At 52.2% G+C, this 18,650-nt stretch carries 16 protein-coding genes and 1 pseudogene; 7 read left to right on the top strand and 10 right to left on the bottom strand.

All coding sequences use genetic code 11. The features are described 5' to 3' along the window. Window positions 1-288 precede the first annotated feature (288 nt). From GGR95_RS12270 to GGR95_RS12260, 3 genes and pseudogenes are all read left to right on the top strand, one after another. Window positions 289-1,248, top strand: a complete 960-nt coding sequence (locus GGR95_RS12270; RefSeq protein ID WP_184566236.1) for a TAXI family TRAP transporter solute-binding subunit — start codon at window positions 289-291, stop codon at window positions 1,246-1,248. Between the two features lie 69 nt (window positions 1,249-1,317). Further along, window positions 1,318-3,102, top strand: a complete 1,785-nt coding sequence (locus GGR95_RS12265) for a TRAP transporter permease (protein ID WP_184566235.1) — start codon at window positions 1,318-1,320, stop codon at window positions 3,100-3,102. A 106-nt stretch (window positions 3,103-3,208) separates the two neighbouring features. Further along, window positions 3,209-3,336, top strand: a pseudogene (locus tag GGR95_RS12260) (IS5/IS1182 family transposase); the annotation flags it as partial. Window positions 3,337-3,345: 9 nt separating this feature from the next. Here GGR95_RS12260 and GGR95_RS12255 read toward each other — a convergent pair. From GGR95_RS12255 to GGR95_RS12235, 5 genes are all read right to left on the bottom strand, one after another. Beyond that, window positions 3,346-4,665 (bottom strand): sensor histidine kinase, encoded by a 1,320-nt coding sequence (locus tag GGR95_RS12255; RefSeq protein WP_246423367.1) that lies wholly within the window; start codon window positions 4,663-4,665, stop codon window positions 3,346-3,348. 41 nt (window positions 4,666-4,706) lie between these two features. Beyond that, window positions 4,707-5,363, bottom strand: coding sequence for a response regulator transcription factor (locus GGR95_RS12250; RefSeq protein ID WP_184566231.1), 657 nt, complete (start codon window positions 5,361-5,363; stop codon window positions 4,707-4,709). A gap of 74 nt (window positions 5,364-5,437) precedes the next feature. After that, on the bottom strand, window positions 5,438-5,839 hold the full coding sequence (locus GGR95_RS12245) for a diacylglycerol kinase (protein WP_246423366.1): 402 nt from the start codon (window positions 5,837-5,839) through the stop codon (window positions 5,438-5,440). Beyond that, the gene (locus GGR95_RS12240) at window positions 5,836-7,503 is read right to left on the bottom strand and encodes a phosphoethanolamine transferase (RefSeq protein WP_184566229.1); all 1,668 of its coding nucleotides are present in this window, start codon (window positions 7,501-7,503) and stop codon (window positions 5,836-5,838) included. Before GGR95_RS12240 ends, GGR95_RS12245 begins: the two co-directional genes overlap by 4 nt. Before the next feature lie 84 nt (window positions 7,504-7,587). After that, window positions 7,588-8,034, bottom strand: a complete 447-nt coding sequence (locus tag GGR95_RS12235) for a helix-turn-helix domain-containing protein (RefSeq protein ID WP_184566227.1) — start codon at window positions 8,032-8,034, stop codon at window positions 7,588-7,590. Window positions 8,035-8,188: 154 nt separating this feature from the next. Between GGR95_RS12235 and GGR95_RS12230 the strand changes: the two genes are divergently transcribed. Further along, on the top strand, window positions 8,189-8,860 hold the full coding sequence (locus tag GGR95_RS12230) for a YqiJ family protein (RefSeq protein WP_184566225.1): 672 nt from the start codon (window positions 8,189-8,191) through the stop codon (window positions 8,858-8,860). Between the two features lie 51 nt (window positions 8,861-8,911). Beyond that, window positions 8,912-10,585 carry a flotillin family protein gene (locus GGR95_RS12225; protein WP_184566223.1) on the top strand — a complete coding sequence of 558 codons (1,674 nt, stop codon included), beginning with the start codon at window positions 8,912-8,914 and terminating at the stop codon, window positions 10,583-10,585. A gap of 178 nt (window positions 10,586-10,763) precedes the next feature. Here the strand turns inward: GGR95_RS12225 and GGR95_RS12220 are convergent, their stop codons facing one another. The 4 genes from GGR95_RS12220 to GGR95_RS12205 all read right to left on the bottom strand — a co-directional run bounded on the left by GGR95_RS12220 (window position 10,764) and on the right by GGR95_RS12205 (window position 15,421). Further along, window positions 10,764-12,338, bottom strand: a complete 1,575-nt coding sequence (locus GGR95_RS12220; RefSeq protein WP_184566221.1) for an acyl-CoA synthetase — start codon at window positions 12,336-12,338, stop codon at window positions 10,764-10,766. 29 nt (window positions 12,339-12,367) lie between these two features. Beyond that, the gene (locus tag GGR95_RS12215) at window positions 12,368-13,675 is read right to left on the bottom strand and encodes a TRAP transporter large permease (RefSeq protein ID WP_184566219.1); all 1,308 of its coding nucleotides are present in this window, start codon (window positions 13,673-13,675) and stop codon (window positions 12,368-12,370) included. Next, a complete protein-coding gene (locus GGR95_RS12210) occupies window positions 13,668-14,204 on the bottom strand; it encodes a TRAP transporter small permease (RefSeq protein WP_184566216.1) in 537 nt (178 codons plus the stop codon). The genes GGR95_RS12215 and GGR95_RS12210 overlap by 8 nt, the downstream gene beginning before the upstream one ends. A gap of 80 nt (window positions 14,205-14,284) precedes the next feature. Next, on the bottom strand, window positions 14,285-15,421 hold the full coding sequence (locus tag GGR95_RS12205) for a C4-dicarboxylate TRAP transporter substrate-binding protein (protein WP_184566214.1): 1,137 nt from the start codon (window positions 15,419-15,421) through the stop codon (window positions 14,285-14,287). A 514-nt stretch (window positions 15,422-15,935) separates the two neighbouring features. On the opposite strand from GGR95_RS12205, the gene GGR95_RS12200 reads away from it, so the two are divergent. Beyond that, window positions 15,936-16,742 carry a siderophore-interacting protein gene (locus GGR95_RS12200; RefSeq protein WP_184566212.1) on the top strand — a complete coding sequence of 269 codons (807 nt, stop codon included), beginning with the start codon at window positions 15,936-15,938 and terminating at the stop codon, window positions 16,740-16,742. A gap of 141 nt (window positions 16,743-16,883) precedes the next feature. Here GGR95_RS12200 and hmpA read toward each other — a convergent pair whose 3' ends face one another. Next, window positions 16,884-18,065, bottom strand: a complete 1,182-nt coding sequence (hmpA, locus tag GGR95_RS12195; protein WP_184566210.1) for an NO-inducible flavohemoprotein — start codon at window positions 18,063-18,065, stop codon at window positions 16,884-16,886. A 148-nt stretch (window positions 18,066-18,213) separates the two neighbouring features. Here hmpA and GGR95_RS12190 point away from each other — a divergent pair, with 148 nt between their 5' ends. Beyond that, a complete protein-coding gene (locus tag GGR95_RS12190) occupies window positions 18,214-18,636 on the top strand; it encodes an RrF2 family transcriptional regulator (protein WP_184566208.1) in 423 nt (140 codons plus the stop codon). Window positions 18,637-18,650 lie beyond the last annotated feature (14 nt).

The raw sequence follows: 18,650 nt of genomic DNA, 5'->3' as shown, positions 1-18,650 counted from the left end.
GGCAAACCACTGTGCCACGATTGGCCCCGCTGCCATGCCCGCCATGTCTATGAATACCATGTCCTCCACACGGTGGTATATATTGCTTAGGTGAAGCTTCTGGTTCTAGTTCCTCGGAACTTAAGGACCTATTTTCAATAGCTATTCATCACGGCTTGCGTTCACGCTATGGACAGGGGCGCAGTGCAGCTTTCTTTGCGGCATGCCAGAACCCAATCAATCTTGTAGAAAACGGCCAGACACGTCACGGTTTATTTGTTACCACACTATCCTGAGGGAGAATCTAAAATGATTACAATTCTGAAAACAGCAGCGACAGCGCTCGCCGTTACAGCAGCCATGACAACAGCGGTATCCGCAGAAACGCGGATCACTTACAAGTCGGCCAAAGCCGGCTCTTCTTATTACCAGATGGGCGTCGAGTTGGCCGAAGCCATGAAAACTGGCACCAATGGCGATGTCATTGTCACAATCGAGGAAAGCCAAGGTTCTGTGCAGAACGTCATGGAAGCCAAAGCACGTGGAGGCGATTACGTCTTTACCACACCTCCCGCATTGGTCGGTCTTGCACAGCAAGGCAAAGCCATGTTCGAGAACAAGGGCGATCCAGCATTCGACGAAATACGTGCGCTGTTCCCGATCCCGTCCCTGACCATGCATTTTGTTATGTCCGCCGACAGCGGCGTCACGGAACTGGCCCAACTTGAGGGTAAAACCATCCTGCTTGGCAAAGGATCATTCGGCGCCACAGAAGGTGAGAAGTATCTGAAATTGTTTGGCCTGACCGACAAAGTAAAGGTTGCTGATGCAGAAATTTCTAATGCGGTTGCGGCCCTAAAGAACGGCCAAATTGATGGTTTTGTCACAGCAGGTTCGTGGCCCGCGCCGAACGTGATCGAAGCGGCAGCCTCTACGTCGGTCAAAATTCTATCCCTAAGCGATGAACAAATTGCGCAAACCAAACGCACCAAGTTAACAATTCCTGCTGGCACTTATTCCGATCAGGATACTGACATCGTCACAACTTCACTTCCCGTTGTCGCGTATACAACCACCGCAATGGATGATGAAACGGCCTATCAGCTGACCAAGACATTCTGGGACAGCAAAGCAAAGCTGGGTGGTAACTCACCGTGGTGGAATGGTGTTGATCAGGCGTTGCTGCGCACAATCAAAGGTCAAATTCATCCCGGCGCTGTGCGCTATTACACCGAGGCTGGTATTGCTCTGAGCGACGACCAGAAATAATAGATACACGCTACGGCAGGCCGGATCATGTTACCGGCCTGCTTCCCTATCTTTGCACAGAGTACTTTAATGAACACATCCTTCTCGGCCCGTCTAACCTCTGCGTTCTGGCTGCTTCTGGCCACTGGTTTGGTGAGCTATCATATTGTGCTGATCTTTTCCGGGCTTGTACCCAATCTGGTCAGCCGCCCTGTGCATATGGCCTTCATCCTCCCCTTTGTTCTGGTGTTGGGGGCGACCAGCCGTGCAGGTCTGATCAGCGGTACAGTGCTGGCCCTGCTAGGCGTTGGAGCATCGCTTTGGATTGCGCTCAATCACGATATGCTGGGTGATCAATACGGGTTTCTTGAGGGAAATTTTCAAAAAGCGATTGCGTTCACTTTGCTGGGCGTCACACTAGAAACTGCCCGCCGCGCCATCGGCTGGCCCTTGCCGCTGGTTGCGGGAGCAGCGTTACTCTACGGGCTTTATGGTCAATATATTCCAGGCCAGTTCGGGCATTCTGGCACACCTCTCAACAGTTTTTTGGGTACACTCACCATTGCTGAAGGCGGCATTTGGGGCTCGCTCACGGGGGTGTCGGTCGGTGTGGTGGCAATCTTTGTGATCTTCGGAGCAGTCCTGAACGCGGGAGAAGCCGGACAGGGATTTATGAATGTCGCGGCGGCTGCTGCCGGTCGGCTCAAAGGCGGGGCCGCCAAAGTATCGGTTATATCTTCCGCACTTTTCGGCTCGATCTCAGGCTCGGCGTCAGCCAATGTCGCCTCTACGGGTGCGATCACCCTTCCCGCGATGACAAAGCTTGGATATCCCAAGCGCCTTTCAGCCGCGGTCGAGGCCGTAGCCTCCTCAGGCGGACAAATCATGCCGCCGCTGATGGGCGCAGGCGCCTTTGTAATGGTTGAGCTAACAGGCGTGCCCTACACATCGATCATGGCGGCCGCGATCCTGCCTGCGTTTCTCTATTTCCTTGCGGTTTGGGTTGGCATTAATGCTTATGCCCGCCGCTTTGACTTGAACGGGGTAGATGCTGCAGATCAACCCGCACGTCGCGATGTGATTATAACTTCGCTGTTCTTCCTTGTACCCTTCTGCGTCCTGCTTTGGGCTATGTTTGGCGCAAAGTTTACGCCTGAATACTCCGCCACATTAGCCATTTTAGCTGGCGCGCTATTGTTATTCATCAATGCTGATCTAAAAAGCGACCGTGCCCAAATCATCGACCGTTTCACCAGCGCTGTGTTGAACGCTGCCAAACAGGTGTCAATGATTGCAGCGATCATTCTATGTGCGTCCATCATCATCGGCGTGTTGTCGATCACGGGGTTAGGGGTCAAGATCACATCGCTGATCCTTGAGGGCTCTAACGGATTGCTTTGGCCCTCTCTGCTTCTGACTGCATTGGCCTGTCTGATCCTTGGTATGGAAGTACCAACGACCGCCGCCTATGTCATCTGTGTCTCGGTTGCAGGTCCTGCACTCATGCAACTGGGGCTGGAACCGTTACAGGCCCATCTGTTTGTGTTCTGGTTTGCCTTGTTATCCACAATCACGCCTCCGGTCTGTGGTGCGGTGTTTATTGCAGCGGGGATGGTCGGGGAAAACTGGCTCAAAGTCGCGATGACCGCCATGGCGCTGGGTGTTGGCTTGTATATCATTCCACTGGGTATGATCGCGAACCCCGATATCCTTCGATTGGCTGAGGCACCTGTTGCTGCATTCATTGCCATGCTGCGGCTTGCATTTGGGCTGACGCTTGTCTCGTACGGGCTAATTGGCGCGCGTACGATCATCCCCACGGTGTTAATGGTTGGCGCGGGACTGGCCGTCGTGTTTTCGGGTCTCATCGTCTGATATTGAAGTGCTCTGATAAAATGGGGCAGCCTGTGCAAGCGTCCACAGGCCCGTCATATTTCAACCACCCTTGATGTGATTCCGGCCACGTTGTCTTGTTTTTTAGCGCAACCGGGTCAAGATCATGCTTGTCAGACTCAAAGATTGGCGGCGCGTGGCAACATGTGATGACCGATGCCCCAAGGTATTCCTCTCGCCGTCGTTCTCGCTGCAACAGTGATATTCTGGTTATAAGCCCTGAGCCTAAGCATCTGGTGTGATTTGGGCAGGCAGTTTCAAAGTGGCCGTAAATCCACGTGAGCTGCCACGCATCGGTGATGTGATTTCTAGAACACAGCCGGTCTGATCACAGAGGGATTGAACAATCGACAACCCAAGACCAAATCCGTCATCTGAATTCGACTTGCGCACAAACCGCTTTGTTATCTCTGTAACTTCCTCGTCGGTCAGTGCCGCGCAGTCGTTGGATATTGAAACCTCACCAGCGGAGGACGCATTTATCATGATCCCGTCTGGACCATCGCAATACTTCAGCGCGTTTTCGAAAAGATTGCTCAGTATGATGCCAAAAGCGTCCGGGTCTATATTACTCTCGTAAATGCCAGTGGGGTCACGGACTTCAACCCTATGCGCTCTTGGCAGTCGTTTTCGCAACTCACCCAGCAGCAACTTGGTCACCTCATTTATATCTGACACTTCGGAACTTATGCCCAAACCAGATTGTGCGCGTGACAATTGCAGAAGCCGTTCCACCAACCGTGACAAACGCTTGAGGCCCTGTTCAATTGCCTCTGCGTTGCCTACGGCTTTGGGCACTTCCAACCTCGCTTTAAGGCGTTGGACATGTGCGAGGCAAATCGCAATTGGTGTCCTTAGCTCATGCGCGGCGACGGTTGCGAACTCTCGTTCAGCCACGATCGCTGTATTGAGCCGCACCATCAATTCATCCAACGTATCAAGGGCGGGCTCAATCTCGTGAAATGAATGGCTACGATCAATGGCTGTCAGATTATGCTCGCTTTTACCCGCAATATTCTCACTCAGGGTTTCGATAGACGCAACAGCAAGGCGTAACGACCTGACGGTTGTGATCCACATGATGACAACCAACGTAAGAAAGCCAAGCATGACACCTAACACGATTTCACCGATGGCCTCATCCCGCTCATGTAGAGGTTCACCCACGACGATCGCAGCGCCTGACGGATCATTCAACATCCTGAACCGATAGCCGTTTGCAAAGGTAAAGCCTTGCTCCATGCCAGATGGGAACAGCCCTTCAACAGCCAGTGGTGACCGCTCTAATACCCTTCCGTTTGCATCCAGTAGCCAAAACACTGTCCGATCTCTGGCGGCAAGTATTTCGTCTTCAAATGCTAATAGTTCAGATATGATGGGCAGTTGTTGCTGGCCATCGGTCGCCAACGTTTCCTGCATCATGCCAAGCAGCAAATATGCCCGATCGGTCAAACTATCGTCCAACACTTCATCATATTCATTTCTTACAGTCAAAAAGGCGAAGGTCCCGCCCAGAATGATGGCCACGATACTTGGCACAAGCATAGATTTCAAAAGTGTGCGAAGAAGGCTCTTGGGGTGCTGGCTCATGCTTCCAGCCGATACCCAAGGCCGCGATGCGTGATGATCAGTTCCTTGCCCAGCTTACCACGCAACCTACTCACATGGGCTTCGATTGCATTGCTCTCGATCTCATCCCCAAAAGCGTAGAGGGAAAGTTCCAGGGTTTCTTTTGGCACGATTTTGGATCGTCTTGTTATGAGGCACTCAAACACGCCCCATTCTTTTGCAGTTAATCTGATACTTTCGCCGCCCCGCGACACCGAGTGTGCATTCAAATCAACACTGATGTCGCCAATGGAAACGATCTGACTAGACCGCTCTGACGTCCGGCGACAAACTGTGTTGATCCGTGCAGTCAACTCATCCAGATCAAAAGGCTTGATAACATAATCATCAGCGCCTTCGTTCAATCCCTTTATCCGATCAGATATCTTGTCCCGCGCGGTAAGAATAATGATTGGGGTGTGCTGATTACGTGACCTGACCGATTTCAGCAGCGCCAACCCATCCCCATCCGGCAGCTGAAGATCAAGCAGGATGACATTGTATTCAATATCGCGCGCCGCACTGTCTCCGTCAGACAGTGTTGAAAACCAATCAACGACATTTTGATCAGCTTTCAAATGATCAATGACCGGCGCTGCCAAATCTGCTTCGTCCTCAATCAACAATATACGCATGATCTAATCCCTGAATTCGGCTTACTTGCGGCTCGCGATATAAGACACTGGCACAGTTATCAGATAAAGATAATTTAAAGCACCTCGAAGTACTCAAGCATAAGGCTGCCTAGATAGATACCATTTGCCAAAAGCAAGCACATCGTTGCGAGAGACCCCAAATCCTTGGCATCTCGTGCGAATTCTGCCCAGTTTGGCGCAAGGTGGTCGACGATACATTCAATCGCCGTGTTGAGTGCTTCGACAGCGACAAGCGCGAAGAACAAAACCAACAACCCGCTGAATTCCATCACGCTGGCGTCAATGGCAAATAGCAATGCCAAACAAATCACCAATGCCAGCAAGATATGCCGGAATGCTGTTTCCTGCCAAAGCCGCCTTACGCCCCCGATAGAGTATCCAGCCGCCGCAAAAACATGCCTGATGCCAGTAATGCGGGCAGGCTTCGGCCGTACGGTATTGTGTTCAGACATCATTGCAAACTCACTTGCTTTTGCCCTTTGCAAGAGGCAAAGAAATCGAGGTTTTCATTATATTCGTCCGTCTTAATATCCAGCATTCCCAAGAGTGAATGGAACAAGTTATCCTGACTTAATGCGGATGATGTTTTGCCAGACAGGCAGTCACTCATGATATTGAACTGATTTTCGAACTTGTCCGACATCCACAAAATCATGGGGACCTTTGTCTGTTCTTCAGGGGCCATAAAATAAGGCGTTCCATGAAGGTAGACACCCCCTTCGCCCAAGGACTCCCCATGATCTGACATGTAAAGAAGCGATGCGCTCAGATCGTCCTGACTTTGTAAAAAGCGGATCGTCTCGGCCAGAACTTTATCTGTGTATGCGATTGTATTATCGTAGGTATTCACAATCTCTTGCCGCGTACATTTTTTGAATTCAGATGTTCGGCAGGCAGGTTTGAATTTTTCAAGCTCTGGCGGGTATCGCAGATAATAGGCCGGTCCATGTGTGCCTATCTGGTGAAAGACTAGAACAGTATCTTTTGTGATCCCTTCGGCATAAGTTCTAAGATTTTCGAGAAATACGCCATCATCACATTCGCCAGCTCTGCAAAATTCCGAGTCTGGACCCACTGAAAAGGACCGTGTCGGAATGCGCGCCGCAAGCCCCTTGTCACCGGTATTGTTGTCCCACCACTCTACATTCACATCCGCGTTAGAGAGCACATCCAGAACATTCTGGTTCGCCAGCCCTTTCTCAAAAGTATAATCCGCCCTGCCAAATTTTGAGAACATGCAGGGCAACGACACCGCCGTCGCGGTGCCGCAGGATGATACGTTGTCAAAGTTAAGAATTGGAAGCTTGGACAGCTCAGGGTTTGTATCGACGGCGTAGCCGTTCAGGCTAAAGTTCTGCGCCCGTGCGGTTTCCCCGACAACCAGAATGGTCAGTGACGGTTTATCACGCTTATCATATGATGGCCCCTTCACTGCGTCTTGGCCGATTGGCTGCGCCACCACATTCAACGTTTTGCCAACCATACTTGCATATCGAACAGTCCCGACAAGGGGCGCGCCCGGTTGATAGCTGCCCATAAAGTCTCTTTTCGCTCTCACAACCGCCGAATAATCTTTGTAATTTGTGAACAGTAGACCAACGGTCAAAAGCACAGACAAAGCCGCGACGGCAACAGGCGCACCGAACATCACCAGCTTGCGCTGTTTTTTTATCTTGATACCCAACGCAACAACCAAAGATGGCACGATGCCGTAAATCAAAACATGTGAAAGGAAATCCAAGGTAATCAAGTGCTTGGATTCATTGACGGTTGTGACCATGACATTCTGGATCATATTCCGGTCAATAAATACACCAAGGTTATCCATGTAGTAGGATGAAACACTGCTCAGGATCAGGATGAAAATTGCAAACGGCTTTACCACCCAAGGCAGGGCAAAGGCGCTAAAAACGGCCAGCGTCAGAAAATACACTGCCCCGCCAATACCAACCAAGGCCAATGTTTGACCTCTGAAGACATCAGCTCCGGTTGACCAAAACGTCCGATTGTCCACCAACAGGACAAACAGTGTCGTTACAGCCATCAACACTACAGGTGACAAGACGATTTGGCGCCGCGTTAAGCGACGCCGTGTTGTAGAAATAAGTTGGGAAATCATTTTATAGCGCACTCATGTTACATGTGCGCCGAATAATCACCGTAAGCTTACGTGAACCTTACGGATTTAGAACCTCTACCAATTTTAACTGTCGTCCCAAAAATCAGTGTGCATGTCGTGCAGCTGCTGCGCTGCTGTGTCATCGATCCAATCTTGACGCTCATCTGGCGACCATTGCGCAAAGCTCGCGTGTTGCGCTGCCATTGCCTCTGCGCGTTTAAACGCTTGTTGATACTTCAACTGCTCGATCGGCGCGTTTGGCACAATGGCATAAACAAAGGTTCCGCCCATAACCGCAGCCAAGCTCTCCATCTGCTTCAACGAAATCGAGCCTTCTTTTTCGCTCCGCTCAGCCTGATAAACGGCATTGCGACTTACGCCTTTACGGCGCGCAACTTGTTCCGCCGACATCCCCAGCGCCAGCCGCATTGTTGCGATCCAGCCCTTTTCAGGCGGCGAGCAGTCAGCAAACTGCTCTGCGCTGCGATCAAGGATACGGGCAAGCCGTCTACGTTGAATGAAGTCCGGCATAGTCACCTTCAAGTCGTTTTTCTGACGAATTCTTCATAGAAGATAGCCGAAACACTGACCAAAATACAATAAATTTAAAACAAGATCACAAATTTGCATATTTATAGCTAACATTTTTGCTAATTAGTGCTATATATTGATGGAAGGAGACTACATGTTTGATCTATTTTTGACACCAAATGCACTCCCGTTTTTGATTGCTCTTTCAGTGGTCGCCGGGCTTTTTATTATTGAGATTATTAGCTTATTCCTAGGCGCGACCGTTCTCGGATTGGGCGGCGAGACGCCAGACATTGATGCCGATATGGATTTCGACCTGTCATCTGACATAGACATTGAGGGGCTAGATGCCGATCCAGTGGGAGACCTCTCGGCCGCGCCTTCAGGCATTTTGACGTGGATAGGGGCACGTGATGTACCCTTCTTGATTTGGTTTGTTTCGTTCTTAACAATGTTCGGCCTATTCGGCTTAGTCATTCAGTCGATCACAAACTCCATCTTTGGGACGCCACTATTTACAACCCTGGCTATCCTGATTGCCTTCGTGCCTGCCCTGGGCGTGACCCGCGTCATCGCCAATTGGGTCGCTCTGATTATGCCAAAGACAGAAACCAGCGCAATGCGCACGCGGTTTCTAGGTGGGCATCGCGGCACAATCACCCAAGGCACAGCATCACGCGGAAAACCCGCAGAAGCCAAAATAAAAGATCGTTATGGAAATTTTCACTATTTGCGCGTCGAACCCTTGGATGACGATGGTCTATTTCCGCAAGGCAGCAGCGTTACGCTAATCCGCAAACGAGGCGACAAGTTTTTCGTTATCTAATCGACATTTCACCAAATAAACACTCTCACACACGGCTCTATGGAGAACCTCATGGACTTAACAAGTATCATTACAATTTCCGCTATCATCGTTGGCCTCCTGATTTTTATCGGCCTGATTATGGCGCGGCTTTATAAACGTGCCACCCGCGAGACGAGCCTCGTCAAAACCGGATCGGGCGGTAAAAAGGTAATTATGGACGGCGGCACAATCGTTGTGCCCTTCCTACACGAAATCGCCAAGGTCAACATGAAGACGCTGCGACTTGAAGTGGCGCGTGTGAACGAACAATCGCTCATCACCAAGGACCGTATGCGCGTAGATGTCGGGGTTGAATTTTACGTTTCGGTAAACGCCACGGATGATGGCATTTCACGCGCAGCACAAACGCTGGGTGACCGTACATTCCATGTTGATCAACTGCGCGAGATGATTGAAGGCAAGCTGATCGACGGTTTGCGTGCCGTCGCCGCGCAAATGACCATGGATGAGCTGCATGAAAATCGCGCGAGTTTTGTTCAGGAAGTGCAGAACGCCATTTCCGAAGATCTGCTGAAGAACGGTCTAGAGCTTGAGGCCGTGTCACTGACCGCCTTGGACCAAACGCCATTTGAATCGCTGGACGAGAATAACGCGTTTAACGCAGTCGGCATGCAAAAGCTGGCAGCGGTGATCGCAACCTCGCGCAAACAGCGCGCCGAAATTACTGCAGAGGCGGATGTGGCCGTAGCCCGCTCCGAGATGGAAGCCGAGCGGCTGAAGTATCAGATCGACCGTGAGCAAAAAGAAGCATCCATCACGCAAATTCAAGAAATCCAAACTTTGCAAGCGCGTCAGGAAGCCGAGATTGCGCGCAATCAGGAGGCCTCGGATCAAGCAAAAGATCAGGCACGGATTGAACGCGAACGCGCTGTGCGGGCATCTGAAATTGATCGCGAACGTACCATCCGCGAGGCGGAGATTGGTAAAGAACGCGAGCTTGAAGTCGCCGATCAAGAACGCCAGATCATCGTCGCCAAAAAATCCGAAGAGGAAAGCCAAGCGCGTGCATCTGCCGACAACGCCCGTGCAGAGGCCGTGAAAGCTTCGGAAGCCATTGAAACTGCGCGTGCGGTCGCCAACGCTGAACGTCAGAAACGCATTACTCTCATCGAGGCCGAGAAAGACGCCGAGCGTCAGGCGACAGGTATTCGCCTTTCTGCCGCTGCGGAAAGAGACGCCGCAAGTGACCGGGCATCCGCCAAGCTTGAAGAAGCACAAGCAGACGCGAATGCCATGATCATACGCGCCGACGCTAAGAAAGCTGACCTATTGGCAACCGCTGAAGGCCAGACCGCGATTGCAAACTCGGAAAATGAATTGAGTGCTGAAATCATCGCAATGAAGGTTCGTTTGGCAACTCTAGAAGCCATGCCCGCGATCATCGCCGAGATGGTCAGACCTGCGGAAAAGATCGACTCGATCAAAATCCATCAAGTGACAGGCATGGGCCGCGGTAGTGGCGGCGGTGATGAAACCGCAGGAAATGGCGGCACCCCAGTCAATCAAGCGTTGGATTCCATTCTTGGGATGGCGCTTCAGATGCCTGCCATGCAAGCGCTCGGGAAAGAGCTTGGGATCAGTCTTGAGAACGGGCTGGCTGGAGTGGCCAATGATATTCTGGATATGCCCAAAGCAGATGAGGACATACCCGCCCCATCAGAAGAGAGTGACCCCGTCACCTGACAACATTAGGCGCCCGATCTTTCGCGGGCGCCTTTACCTGTCCACATGCGCCACAGACCAAACGCAGATATGCTCTCTAGTTGACGATGTTTTCCAGATAGCAGTCAGCGGTCACCGAGCTGGCGTGGTACAGCTTTCAGCGGGCTGAAATATGTCCACTACCCGCTGCAAGCAGCTCTTATGAAAAACAATCATTATACTGCTGCCGCAACTCACGCTTGAGCAGCTTGCCGCTGGCATTTTTCGGCAGTTGATCCGTGATGTCGATATGCTTGGGCGCTTTAAAGTGGCTCAGATGTTCCTGACAATAGGCATGGATGTCATCCACTGTAGCCGTTGTACCCGCCTTGAGCACCACAATTGCTGTCACCGCTTCGATCCATTTTGGATGCGGCACGCCGAACACGGCCACCTCTGCCACATCGGGATGACGGAAAATCGCCTCTTCCACTTCGCGGCTGGCCACGTTCTCACCGCCCGTTTTGATCATGTCTTTCTTGCGGTCGATAATATAAAGATATCCGTCCTCATCAAACCGCCCCAAATCGCCGCTGTGGAACCATCCGCCGCGAAATGCGTCTGCGGTTTTATCAGGGTTCTTATAATATTCTGTGATCAAATGCGGGCTGCGGTGCACCACCTCACCCACTTCCCCTACTGGCAACGGCTGATCATTGTCATCCACCACACGGGTTTCAACATTCAACGCAGGCCGCCCCGCCGAGCCGAGCTTGCGCATCTGGTCTTCGGGCCGCAGGATCGTCGCAATCGGGGCCATCTCTGTCTGACCATAGAAATTATACAAACGCATGTTGGGTAGGCGGCCTGCCAGTTCTTCAATCACGGCAGTGGGCATGATCGACGCGCCGTAATAGCCCGCATTCAAGCTGCTTAGATCACGTGTGTCAAAGTCGGGGTGCCGCAACAGCGCGATCCAGATTGTCGGTGGGCAAAACAGCTTGGTCACGCCATGCGCTTCAATCGCTTCCAGCATTTCCGCCGGATCAGCCTTGTCATGCAAGATTGAGGTCGCGCCGAGGTAAAGATCAGGACTGAGGAAGCAATCAAGCTGTGCGCAATGGAACAGAGGCAAACAATGCAGCGAAATCGCATCTGCCGTCATGTCGCCATCGACAATGCAACTGGTGTATTGCGCATAGAGCGCGTCTGATGTGAGCAAAGCCCCTTTTGGCCGCGATTCAGTGCCGCTTGTATACATCATTTGCACCGGATCATCAGCGGTCAGATCGGTCCAGACCGCTCCACCTTCTGCATGATCAAGGATCACGGATACCGGCTGCCAGCCCTCAGGCATGGAGCCGTCGCCGTGGGGGATGGAAAACCTCGGCATGTCGCGGTTGAGGATCGCCAAAGCCGCATCCCCAGTCGCACATAGCGCATCCTCGGCGATCAACATCGACGCGCCCGAGTGATCCAGAATATAGGCCGTATCTTCTGCGTTGAGCATGAAGTTCACTGGCGTTGTCACTGCACCCAACCGTGCCAGCGCAAACCGCAGCACCACAAAGGTCCGGTTGTTATGGCTCAGCAGTGCGATGCGGTCACCTTTGGTAACCCCCTGTGCCGCCAACCCGTTTGCAGCACGGTCCACCGCCGCGTCCAGTTCCGCGAAACTGTCACTTTCACCGCGAAACACCAATGCCGTCTTCGTTGGCATCCGCCCCGCAGACCGCCGCAGCAGGTCACCCAATTGTTGACTGCGGGCGCGACGTACATGAACGTTATGATCCATCCTAATATTCCCTTTGTAAAATCAACGGTCTAGCCCAGCAGTTCGGGCAACGTCAGCACAAGCGCCGGAAAGGCGCAAAGAATGGCGACCAGTATGAGGTCGGCCACGATAAACCACAGCACACCGCGGAAGATCGCGGAGGTTTTAACCAGATCGCCCACAACGCTTTTGATCACAAAAACATTCATCCCGATGGGCGGCGTGATCATTCCGATTTCCAACAGCTTGGTCAGTACAATACCGAACCAAAGCAGGCTCCACCCAGAGGCATCGACCACGGGCAGGATGATCGGCAGTGTTAGCAGCATCGCGCCAATCGGTTCCAGAAACATCCCGATCAGCAGGTAAACCAAGACGATACCAATCATCAGCAACACGGGGTTGCTTGATACAGACAATATCCCCGACGACAGGTAGTCCCCTGCCCCCGACAACGCCAGAAAACGCGTGAGCAGACTGGCCCCGATGGCAATAATCAACAACGCTGCCGTTGTGGTAAGTGTCTCGCGGGCGGCCAGAAAAAACCGATCAAAGGTCATTTCTCCGGTTACAATTGCCACAATACAGGCCAAAAATGCGCCCACAGCGCCAGCTTCGGTCGGGGTAAAAACACCGCCAAACAGGCCGCCAAAAATGCCGATCATGATCAACAGCAACGGCCACGTATCCTTTAATGCCAACACCTTATCGCGCATGGTGACATTGCCATCCCGTTCGGGCGCCAATGACGGGTTCAGCTTGACCCGTATCAGCACCACCAGAACATAGCCTACTGCGGTCAAAAGCCCGGCAGATACGCCACCCAAAAACAGGTCGGTTATCGAAACCTGCGCAATCACACCGTACAAGATCAGAATGATCGAGGGTGGGATCAGCGCGCCAATGGTGCCTGCAACAGCAACTGTACCTGTCGCCAATTCAGGGTGGTATTTGTGTTTCATCATCTCGGGGATCGCGATGCGGCCCATCGCCGCCGAACAGGCAATGGATGATCCAGATACCGCCGCAAAACCGGCAGAACCGAAGATGGACGCTATCGCCAAGCCCCCCGGCACACCCGACATCCAGACGCGTGCGGCGTTAAACATGCCCCGTGTCAGATTTGTATGATAACTGATGAACCCCAGAAACAAGAACATAGGGATCGAGGATAAAATCCAACTGCTGGTGAATTGATATGGGATCAATCCCATAGCCCCCCATGCGACCCGCGGCCCCATCAGCGTCCATAATCCGGTAAAAGAGACACCTATCAGTGCGATGCCAATCGGCACGCGCATAGAAATCAAGGCGATCAGCGCCGCGAGGCCCATAAGGCCAATTCCAACATCAGTCATTTATAAACTTTGCATTTTCATCAGTTTCATTCAGTCCACTGCGCTGGCCAGTGACAGTCACGATCACACGGTAGGCCGCGATCAACGCCATCAAGGCAGCGCCAACCGGAATGGCCCAATAGCTTTGCCAGACTTCGATCATCTGCGATCCTTGTTCCAATGTGGCACCAATTTTGGTTTTCTTCTCGGCGGCAGAATACCCCGCAACCATCAGCACACCGATGACACCGACCGTGAACAGGCTAGAGAATACGGAAAACCCGTTTTGCACCCGCTGGGGCATCATATCCGCCACAAACTCAACCGAAATATGCGCCTTCTTTTCCTCCGCCACGCCGATGGCAAGAAAGACAAGAATAATCATATAATAGTTGGCCACGACAACAATCGTGCCGGGCAACGGTGCGTTGAACAAATACCGTCCAGCAACATCAGCCGTCACATGAAGCATCATTGCAATAACACAAAGCGTCCCGATGAGGGATGATGCCTTGGCCAGCATTGATAGCAGCCTACCAATCTTAAACATGGGTTGTCCTCCTGAGGTCGTCCGCACAGGGCATTGAAACTACGTCAATGCCCTGTGCAATTATCGGGACGTAATCGCGATTACTGACCGTAGCTGGCGACGTCTATTTTGGAGTAAATCTCGTTCCAGTATATCTCGGCCAGCTTTTCACCACTGTCGACATCTTTGGTCAGGTCAGTCCACTTCGCCAACATCGTATTCAGTTGCTCGGCTGCTGCGGCACCTGTCTCCAGACCAAAGCGGTCTTTGTAGATGTTAGCGACCTCGTCGTTGTCCTTGGCGATAAAGTCACGGTTCAGTTGAACCAGATCCGCTGACGCATCGACATATTCAATCCCGAGGTCCGGCGCGCGTACTTTGCCTGCGCGGCCTTCTTCGATGTAGACCCACGTGATATCTGCGACCACTTTGGCACTGGCACGCAGTGTCGCAGTTTTTGCAGCCACGGACATATCACCCCATGTGTCTTTGTTGATTGTGAAAGGCACGTTAAACTGCGCACCGGGCAGACCTACATAGAGGTATTTAACAACGTCGATGAAACCAAAGTTCACAAAGTCTGCCGTGTTGCTGGCCGTACAATCAACAACCCCTTGATTAAGACCTTCAAGGGTTTCATTTACCGACATCGACACGGGAACCGCACCAACAGTTTCAGCCCAACGTGCCCAATAGGCACCCGCCGCACGAATGCGTTTGCCTTTCAGATCATCAACAGAATTCAACGGGACCATACATTGCAGCACATAAGATGTGGTCGAGCCTGACCCAAGATAAACTTGGTTCTGGGCGGCGACCTCGGTCTGGCAATCCCCGCAGTTCAACATGACATGCTCCGAGACCGCGCCCGCAAATGCAGTCGAGCTTAGCTCACCCGAAAATGCCTCCAACTCTACCAGTTCGGAGAATTCCGACAGCATGTTGAGGTTGGGGAATTCTGCAGGCGAATAGGCCGTCAGGTTCGCCGCTGTGTCCGCAATGCCGTCACGCACACCTGAGTTCACCTCAGCAAAGCTGAGCAGCGACAACGGGAAGACCTTCATTGTCACTTCGCCGTCGGAATACTCTTCAATCGCTTTGGCATATTCTTCCAGCTTTGCGGTGGGCGCAGAGTTGGGTGGCCAACCGCCAGCGAATGTCAGGCTCTGTGCATGAAGCGCCCCTGTGGTGGCCAACATGGACACACCGGCAAGCATTGTTTTGATCGAATTTCGCATTATTTTGTTTCCTCCCTAGAAACATGAATACATTCAACCGCCCTGCCGTACACGGACAGAGCGGTCGATCTTCCGATACACGCAGCAGCCGTCCTCCCCGACGCGCTGCGTGTTTTGCCGCAAATCCATGGTAGGCGTTTCTAACAAAACGCGGCTACCCCTCCCTGAAATCAACGGCATTGATTGCATACTTCTGTGAATTGCGCGGGTTTGCAAGGGCTGTCACAAAATCGATATGCGCATCCTTTCCTAACCCCCTCCCTTTTTACTGCGGTGATGTTGGCGTACGCCAATCAATGTTCATATAGAACACTCGAAACGCCATATGCTGTAAGCCTTGGGGCCGTGACATTGACAATACCCGATTGTTATAGTCAGATATAAAAAATTAACGCGCCCTAAAAATTTCTGAGCAAAAAGCCGAAGGAAACAAAATGTTAAATTGGCTTGGCCGCATAGAAACCGCGCCGCAGACAGTTGATCAGAATCGCAAATCAAGCCAAGGCGACATCGCATGAGCATCACACCCAAAGATAAAAAATCCAAACCAGCACCACGGATTTTGACAGTCAAATCCGCATATCACTTAACGCCGAACATGATCCGCGTAACCTTTCATGGCCCGGAAATTGCGAGCATCCCCGAAGGCTGCGAAGGGGCAAATTGCAAACTGTTCCTCCCCGAGGCCAACCAGACGCGTGCCGACTTTGAGCACCAGTTTGATGCGGGCCCACGTCCCACCGTGCGCACGTACACCGTACGCCACATCCGCCATGACACCCATGAAATGGACATCGACTTTGTTGATCATGGGGAGAGCGGCCCTGCTTCGGCTTGGGCGATCAACGCTAAACCTGGTGATTTCTGCGGCTTTGCTGGACCCGGGCAACTGAAAATCGCGGCGTTTGAAGCAGATTGGTATTTGCTCGTTGCGGATCTATCTGCCCTTCCCGTTGTCGCAGCCACTTTGGAGGCGATGCCGAAAGACGCCACAGGCGTTGCATTTTTTGAAGTGACCAATGCAGCAGATCGCCAAGAGATTGATGCGCCCGCAGGGATTGTCCAGCATTGGCTCGTTCATCCTGACCCACATACCGCCTCGTCCCAACTGACTGATGTAATCCAGCAAATGGAATGGCCGTCAGGGCAGGTTCAAACCTGCATTGCAGGCGAAAGCGGCGTCATCAAATCACTGCGCCAGTTTTTGCACGTGACCAAAGGTATCGACCGCTCCCAAACTTACCTGTCGGGGTATTGGAAACTGGGAATGATTGAAGACGAACATCAGCAGATGAAACGCGCCGAAGCTGCTGCTGCCTGATGATCCGCCATCTCTGGCGAGGTGTCTATACCTTGCCCCCCACCAGAGTGCCGCCTTTAGCAACGCATAGATAACCATGTCACTGTCTCCTACATGAATGTCAGGCAGGAGATAGTGACACAGAAGTATGCGCATTTCGCCTCATCCAATGGTTTCAGAAGCTGGCCCGAAAAATTCGTAATGAATACGGGCCTCGGGGACATTGGCCGCCTTTAATCCGTGGACCATTGCCTGCATAAAACCCACAGGACCGCAGATAAAATAATCCGCCGCGGATGGATCGCTGACCGTCACAATCCAATTTGGGTCAACCCGCCCGTTGAGGAATCCGTTAGTCACGTTGTCTTCGGTCGGAAACTCGTAGAACACATGGCTTTCATTTGCCCGCGCCCGTGAGGTTTCGCGCATCACATGATTTTGACTGTCGCGCGTCGCGTGAATGTCCACAATCCGCAGATCACTGTCGCCGAAACATTCCAACATCGAGATCATCGGAGTAATACCTACACCCGCTGACAAAAGCACAACCTCACGTTTTCCGGCTGGGTCGAGGAAGAACTCACCTGCGGGCGCGGCTACGTCAAATTCGGTGCCCACGTCAGTCATGTCGTGCAGCCAGTTCGAAATCTGCCCACCAGCTTCACGCTTAACTGTGATCCGGTAGTGTTCCCCATCAGGTGCTGAAGAGATCGAGTAGTTGCGCCGACATTCCTCATCCACCGACGGAAAGAACCGAAAGCTGAGATATTGACCAGGACGGTGCCGGAGTACAGGACCACCATCGGTGGGGCGCAAGATAAACGACATGACTTCGGGGGTCTCCAGCACCTTGGACATGATCTTAAACCGTCGCCAACCACGCCACCCGCCTTTTTGTGTCTCGGACACGGTGTAAATCGCTTCTTCGCGCTCAATCAGTGTGTTGGCAAGAAACCAATAGGCCTCCCCCCACGCCGCTAAAATCTCAGGCGTCACCGCCTCACCTAGCACCTCGGACACCGCGCCGAGCAAGGCGTCCGCTACATAGGGGTAGTGTTCAGGCAATATTTGCAGACCTGTATGTTTTTGCGCAATCCGTTCAAGCGCATCCGAAAGGAAGCCCGGTGTGCGGATATGGGTTGCATAGATGACTAATGCATTTGCCAACGCTTTATGCTGAGATGAATTGCCGTGTTGATGTGACATGTTGAACAGCGGCCGTATCTCTGGCGCGGCCAAAAGCCTGTCATACATACAGGGCACGATTTGGTTGATATGTGAGGCGACAACGGGCGCAGTCGCCTCGATGATGCAGAGAGATTCTTCGGTAAGTGGCTTGACCATTGTAATTTCCATTTAAGATGCCGATAAATCGTATCTATAACGTGCGCGCTTAAGGTGCTAGCAGAAAGCATCTTAAGTATCTGCGACATAGTGTCGTGGCATTCCATGGTGCAGACGCTGCGCACCCCAACCGAGAAAAGGAACAACGATGCGCCTGAACGATACAACAGACGTGGCCCTGCGCATCATGATTTACGGGGCATCAACAGGGAAAAACCTCTTTACCATCGATCAAATAGTTCAAGCTTATCACCTGCCGCGCAGCACGGTAATGAAAGTCGTCAACGCCTTGACACAAGGCCATTTCCTGACTGCGCAGCGGGGACGATCAGGCGGGCTTTACCTTGCACGGGCGGCAGCGGACATCAAAATAGGGGAAGTCGTGCGGCATATGGAGACTGATTTCAGCCTCGTAGAATGCATGCGCCCAACCAATAATTGCGCAATTGTCGATTGCTGCAAAGCGATCTCACCTCTGGCAGAAGCCAAAACCGCCTTCCTTGCCGTCCTTGATAGATACACTATCGCAGATATTGCGCTTACACCGATTGATTTCGGATTAGCCGTGTAATGTAGCTGTACTGC

It is taken from the genome of Sulfitobacter undariae, assembly GCF_014196805.1.
GTDB classification, from domain to species: Bacteria; Pseudomonadota; Alphaproteobacteria; order Rhodobacterales; family Rhodobacteraceae; genus Sulfitobacter; species Sulfitobacter undariae.
The sequence above is the reverse complement of the archived record's forward strand: the minus strand, read 5'-3'. Positions and strand labels throughout refer to the sequence as shown.